This window comes from Lentibacillus sp., from assembly GCF_035301675.1.
In the GTDB taxonomy this organism is placed as follows: domain Bacteria; phylum Bacillota; class Bacilli; order Bacillales; family Amphibacillaceae; genus Lentibacillus.
This window is the reverse complement of sequence record NZ_DATGTT010000037.1, coordinates 1-6,435: the sequence shown is the minus strand read 5'-3', so window position 1 is coordinate 6,435 and position 6,435 is coordinate 1. Positions and strand designations below refer to the sequence as shown.

General features: G+C 45.6%; 5 protein-coding genes. All 5 read left to right on the top strand.

Translation table 11 applies throughout. From position 1 onward, the window contains the following. The first annotated feature begins 174 nt into the window (after positions 1–174). The 5 genes from putP (at position 175) to VK097_RS05875 (ending at position 6,208) form a co-directional block, all read left to right on the top strand. Positions 175–1,695, top strand: coding sequence for a sodium/proline symporter PutP (gene putP, locus VK097_RS05895; RefSeq protein ID WP_324210885.1), 1,521 nt, complete (start codon positions 175–177; stop codon positions 1,693–1,695). A 167-nt stretch (positions 1,696–1,862) separates the two neighbouring features. Beyond that, positions 1,863–2,153, top strand: a complete 291-nt coding sequence (gene gatC, locus VK097_RS05890) for an Asp-tRNA(Asn)/Glu-tRNA(Gln) amidotransferase subunit GatC (protein WP_324210884.1) — start codon at positions 1,863–1,865, stop codon at positions 2,151–2,153. Positions 2,154–2,165: 12 nt separating this feature from the next. After that, positions 2,166–3,635 (top strand): Asp-tRNA(Asn)/Glu-tRNA(Gln) amidotransferase subunit GatA, encoded by a 1,470-nt coding sequence (gene gatA, locus VK097_RS05885; protein WP_324210883.1) that lies wholly within the window; start codon positions 2,166–2,168, stop codon positions 3,633–3,635. Further along, positions 3,632–5,062 carry an Asp-tRNA(Asn)/Glu-tRNA(Gln) amidotransferase subunit GatB gene (gene gatB / locus VK097_RS05880; protein WP_324210882.1) on the top strand — a complete coding sequence of 477 codons (1,431 nt, stop codon included), beginning with the start codon at positions 3,632–3,634 and terminating at the stop codon, positions 5,060–5,062. Before gatA ends, gatB begins: the two co-directional genes overlap by 4 nt. 234 nt (positions 5,063–5,296) lie before the next feature. Beyond that, entirely contained in the window at positions 5,297–6,208 is a 912-nt protein-coding gene (locus VK097_RS05875) for a diacylglycerol kinase (protein ID WP_324210881.1), read from the top strand. Positions 6,209–6,435 lie beyond the last annotated feature (227 nt).

The following is a 6,435-nucleotide window of genomic DNA, read 5'->3' as shown; positions in this document are numbered from 1 at the left end:
TGTAAATAATTATTTCAAGAAGTGAAACATATGGTATAATGGCACTATTCAGAAAGGGGGTTAATAATGGAATATGCAATTTCCGGCGCAACATGGATGTGGATGTTTATCCCGATGCCAGTTGTTATATTGCTTTCGATTATTACATTATTTACGGAGGGGAGGAATAAATAAATGGGGCAGGCAACACTGATAACGTTTATCGTCTATCTTATTGGAATCCTTGTAATCGGTATCATCATGTACCGGATGACCAACAATCTGTCCGACTACGTTCTGGGCGGACGTAAATTAGGCCCAGGGGTTGCCGCCCTAAGTGCAGGCGCATCCGATATGAGCGGGTGGCTCTTGTTGGGATTGCCGGGTGCCGTTTATGCTGCAGGTCTTGCTGAAGCATGGATGGCGATTGGTTTGTCGATTGGCGCGTATTTGAACTGGCAATTTGTGGCAAAACGATTGCGGGTTTATACGGAGGTTTCAAATAATTCCATCACGGTTCCGGATTTTTTGGAGAACCGTTTTAAAGATAATTCTCACGTTCTTCGAATTATTTCTGCACTCGTTATATTATTGTTTTTCACATTTTATACATCATCCGGAATGGTGGCTGGAGCAAAATTGTTCGAGGCATCATTTGGATTGGAGTATCAGTCGGCTTTGTGGATCGGAACAATTGTTGTCGTCTCGTATACCTTACTGGGTGGTTTCCTGGCGGTTGCTTGGACAGACTTCATTCAGGGCAGTTTGATGTTTCTTGCATTAATTGTCGTCCCGATTATAGCAATTAACGAGATGGGCGGCTGGAATACCGCTGTCCAGGCTGTCGGGGATATAAGCGCTGACCATTTGAATATGATCGAAGGGGTCGGTGTGATAGCGATTATTTCATCATTGGCCTGGGGGCTTGGTTACTTTGGACAGCCGCACATTATCGTCCGTTTTATGGCGTTAAGGTCGCCAAAAGATGTTCCAATGGCACGTTTCATTGGCACAACCTGGATGGTTCTCGGCTTATACGGCGCCATATTTACCGGGTTTGTCGGGCTGGCATTCATCAGTACACAGGATGTAAATGTTTTAAGTGAATTTGGCATTTCTGTTATCATGCAAGATGGCGTTCAGATGCTTGAAGACCCGGAGAAAATTTTTATTGCTTTTTCGCAATTGTTATTCCATCCGGTGATTGCCGGAATTCTGCTGGCTGCGATTCTATCAGCAATTATGAGTACAATCGACTCACAGCTGCTTGTATCGTCTTCAGCAGTTGCCGAAGACTTTTATAAAGCTATTTTTAAGAAAGAAGCAGGCGATAAGGAACTGGTATGGGTTGGCCGGATTGCGACCCTGATCATTGCATTGATCGCTGCGATTATTGCTATGAATCCGGAAAGCAGTGTGCTTGAGCTCGTCAGCTATGCCTGGGCAGGGTTTGGTGCGGCATTCGGGCCGACCATTTTGCTGGCGTTATTCTGGAAAGGCTTTACCCGTAATGGCGCGTTTGCCGGGATCTTGGCCGGTGCCGCTACAGTCATAGTCTGGGGAGGTATTCTGTCAGGCGGTATTTTCGACCTGTATGAAATTGTTCCTGGATTTCTGCTCAACCTGATTCTGGCTATTGCTGTCAGTAAGGCAGGCAAACCTAAGGCAAGCGTCGAAGCTGAATATGATGAAGCCTTGTCAAAATTCAATGTGTAATTTATATGCTTAAGGATTAAATCCGTTTTTCTTCATTTTTCAAGGAAGCGGATTTTTTCTGTTCATTTGCTTAATGCCGGCAAATTCTGCTATTATCAATAGTGTCTTTAGATAACTATAACTGTAATAAAAAGTAAGATAAAATCATTTTTAAGGAGGTGCCCGGAATGGCTGATATTTCAAAAGATGAGGTTAAGCATGTTGCCAACTTGGCGCGGCTTGCCATTTCCGAAGAAGAAGCAGATATGTTTACCGATCAGCTGAGTTCGATTATTGAGTACGCTGAACAATTAAACGAATTGGATACAGAGCATGTAGAGCCGACAACGCATGTTTTGGATTTAAAAAATGTTCTGCGCAGGGACGAGCCGAAAGAATGGATTTCACAAGAAGAAGCATTAAAAAATGCACCGGACAAACAGGAAGGTTATTTCCGTGTGCCGTCAATTCTGGAGTAAGGAGGGAAACAGATGTCACTATTTGACCACAGCATCAAACAATTGGAAGAGATGTTACATAAACAAGAAATTTCGGCAGAAGACCTGGTTGATGCTTCATATGATCGCATTCATGAAGTCGATGGTCAGGTTCAGGCATTTTTAACACTTGATGAAGAACATGCCCGCAGCCAGGCAAAACAACTGGATGCCGCTCCGGATAAAGATGCACGGCTGTTTGCCATTCCTGCCGGCATTAAAGACAATATCGTCACCAAAGGAATGCGGACCACGTGCGGGAGCCAGTTTCTGAAAAACTTTGACGATCCGCTGTACAATGCAACGGTTATCGAAAAACTGAATGCCGAAAAAACCGTTACGGTTGGAAAGTTGAACATGGATGAATTTGCCATGGGCTCATCAACGGAAAATACCAGCTATACGCCAACCCGCAACCCATGGAATACGGATTATGTACCGGGCGGATCCAGCGGCGGCTCGGCAGCATCAGTAGCTGCCGGTGAAGTGCTGTTTGCCCTCGGTTCTGACACAGGTGGTTCAATCCGTCAGCCTGCATCGTTTTGCGGTGTTGTCGGTATGAAGCCGACATATGGACGGGTGTCCCGTTTCGGCCTAGTCGCATTTGCATCATCACTTGATCAGGTCGGCCCGATCACCCGCAGTGTGGAAGACAACGCACGAATTCTGGAGGTTATTTCAGGCCACGATAAAATGGATTCAACAAGTGCAAATGTTGATGTGCCTTCATATACGGATAAGCTGACAGGCGATGTTAAAGGAATGAAAATTGCCGTACCAAAAGAATATCTTGCTGAAGGTGTCGCACCGGAAGTAAAAGAGGCAGTCATGAGCGCATTGAAAGTTTACGAATCACTTGGTGCTGAGTGGGAAGAAGTCTCTCTGCCGCATTCCAAATATGCTGTCTCAGCGTACTACTTGCTTGCATCATCTGAAGCCTCTGCTAACCTGGCCCGTTTTGACGGTGTCCGTTATGGTGTGCGTTCAGACAAAGCGGATAATATGATGGATATGTTCACCTATTCCCGCAGCGAAGGATTCGGTGATGAAGTCAAACGCCGGATTATGCTGGGAACGTTCGCGCTTAGCTCCGGTTATTATGATGCTTATTATAAAAAAGCCCAAAAAGTACGGACGCTGATCAAAAATGACTTTGATAACATTCTAAAGGATTATGATGTTGTCATCGGACCAACGGCACCAACGCCGGCTTTTAAAATCGGCGAGAAGGTTGATGATCCATTGACCATGTATGCCAATGATATTTTGACGATTCCGGTTAACCTGGCAGGTGTTCCGGGGATTTCCGTGCCATGTGGTTTTTCAGAAGATGGGCTGCCGATTGGTCTGCAAATCATCGGCAATGCGTTTGACGAAGGCACCGTTTATCGCGCGGCACATGCATATGAACAAGCAACTGACCATCATACAAAACGGCCTCGATTGGGAGGTGCCAAATCATGAACTTTGAAACAATAATCGGACTTGAGGTACACGTCGAACTAAAAACGGAATCGAAAATTTTCAGTCCAAGTCCCAACGCTTTTGGTGATGAGCCAAACTCGAACATCAACCCGATTGACCTCGGATATCCGGGTGTTTTACCGGTATTGAACGAAGAAGCGGTTAATTATGCAATGAAAGCAGCACTTGCACTGAACTGCGACATTGCGACTGATACAAAATTTGACCGGAAAAACTACTTCTATCCGGACAACCCGAAAGCCTATCAAATCTCCCAGTTCGATCAGCCAATCGGCGAAAACGGCTGGATTGAGATTGAGGTAAATGGTGAAAAGAAGCAGATCGGGATTACCCGTCTGCATATGGAGGAGGATGCCGGTAAGCTGAATCACCAGGATGACGGTCATTCGCTTGTCGACTTCAACCGCCAGGGCACCCCGCTGATTGAAATTGTTTCGGAACCGGATATTCGCACGCCTGAAGAGGCATATGCCTATCTGGAAAAGTTAAAAAATATCATTCAGTACACCGGTGTGTCCGATTGTAAAATGGAAGAAGGTTCACTTCGTTGTGATGCCAATTTATCCATCCGTCCGATCGGGCAGGAGGAATTCGGTGTCAAGACAGAACTGAAGAACCTGAACTCATTCTCATTTGTGCAAAAAGGACTTGAATTTGAAGAGAAGCGTCAGGAAAAAGAGCTGCTTTCAGGCGGCGAAATTTTGCAGGAAACACGCCGTTACGATGAAAAAACAAAAGAAACAATTCTTATGCGCATCAAAGAAGGGTCAGACGACTACCGTTATTTCCCGGAACCGGACTTAGTGCCGCTTTATATTGACGATGAATGGAAAGAACGCATCCGCGCCGAAATACCTGAACTGCCGGATGCCCGGAAAGAGCGCTATATCAATGAAATGGAGCTGCCCGAATACGATGCCGCTGTATTGACCAGTTCCAAGGAAATGTCCGATTTCTTTGAGGAAGCTGTCAATCACGGCGCCGATATCAAACAGGCTTCCAATTGGCTGATGGGTGATGTTTTAGCGTACATGAACAAGCATTACAAAGAGCTGCCCGAACTTGCTTTGACACCGGAAGCACTGGCTGCCATGATCAAGCTGATTGAGAATGGTACAATTTCATCCAAGATCGCCAAGAAAGTCTTCGCGGAACTCGTAGAAAACGGCGGCGACCCGGAGAAAATTGTTAAGGAAAAAGGCCTTGTACAAATTACCGATGAAGGTCAGCTGACTGAAATTATCACGAAAGTGCTCGATGAAAATGAGCAATCAATAATTGACTATAAAAACGGAAAAGACCGTGCCATCAAATATCTTGTCGGCCAGGTCATGAAAGCAACAAAAGGTCAGGCAAACCCGCCGATGGTCAACAAGATTTTGCAGCAGGAGATCGATAATCGGTAATACGGAGAAAACGCCAAACAAACGTCGAGAATTTTCGTCCGTTGTATCGAAACTGAAAGCCATACAAACATCCCAGGACTACTGCCAATTTACGGCAGTAGTCCATCATTTTTCGGTGATTGGGACACACGGTATAAGCTCCTCTGTTCCATATGGCTTTTCATTTGGAATGAAAAACGCTATGATATAGGCTGGGTGCAAAAATTGATTTGCGTTTCTGTGAGGGGGAGTAACATGAAGAAAGCCCGCATCATATATAATCCGACATCCGGGCGGGAAGCCTTTAAACGGGAACTGGCTACTGTATTGGAGCGGTTTGAAGTTGCCGGATTTGAAACATCGGCACATGCCACCACAGGAGAAGGCGATGCCATAAATGCAGCTAAAATTGCTGTTGAACGGCGTTTTGAACTCGTTGTTGCAGTTGGCGGTGACGGCACAATCAGTGAGGTCATTAATGGTTTGGCGGAGCAGGAGTTCCGCCCAAAGCTTGGGATTATCCCGACCGGAACGACCAATGATTTTGCGAGGGCCCTGTACATCCCCCGGGACATTGAAAAGGCAGCAGAGATTATTTTGGAAGGCCAATCGATGCTTCTGGATATTGGCCGGGTAAATGACCACTATTTCATGAATATTGCTGGGGGCGGCAAACTGACGGAACTCACCTATGAAGTGCCGAGCAAGCTTAAAACAATGATTGGGCATTTGGCTTATTATGTGAAAGGGATTGAAATGCTTCCGTCTGTCAAGCCGACCCGGGCACGTATTGAATATGATGGTACTATTTTGGATGAAGATATTATGCTGTTTCTCGTATCCAACACTAACTCCGTCGGCGGCTATGAAAAACTGGCACCTGATGCACGCCTGGATGATGGCTATTTTGATTTGTTAATTTTAAAGAAAATGAATCTGGCCGAGTTTGTCCGCATCGCGAGTTTGGCCGTAAGGGGTGCCCACCTTGAGGATAAACGGATCCTGTATACACAGGCGAAACATATCAGTGTTGAAACCGATGATAAGATGCAATTGAACATTGATGGAGAATACGGCGGATTGCTGCCGGGTAAATTTACAAACCTGCAGCAGCACATCGAGTTCTTTGTGCCGGATAGATTTATTGAAAAAAGTGAAGAAGATTAACGAGGAAGACTGCTTTCAATGGCAGTCTTTTTTAATTAATATAAGAAAGAAATTTTTGGCTCTACGAATGCTTTATCAAAAATAGCTACGTCTGGCTCCAGCGCCCAGCGACTAGCGTGACTTCCTTCACCTCCGTCCGATAAGTCAACAGCGATTCACTTACGTTCATCGTGTTTCCTTTATCTCCTGCGGCCAGTGGGGCAGATCGGCTAAAACCGCCGCGATGC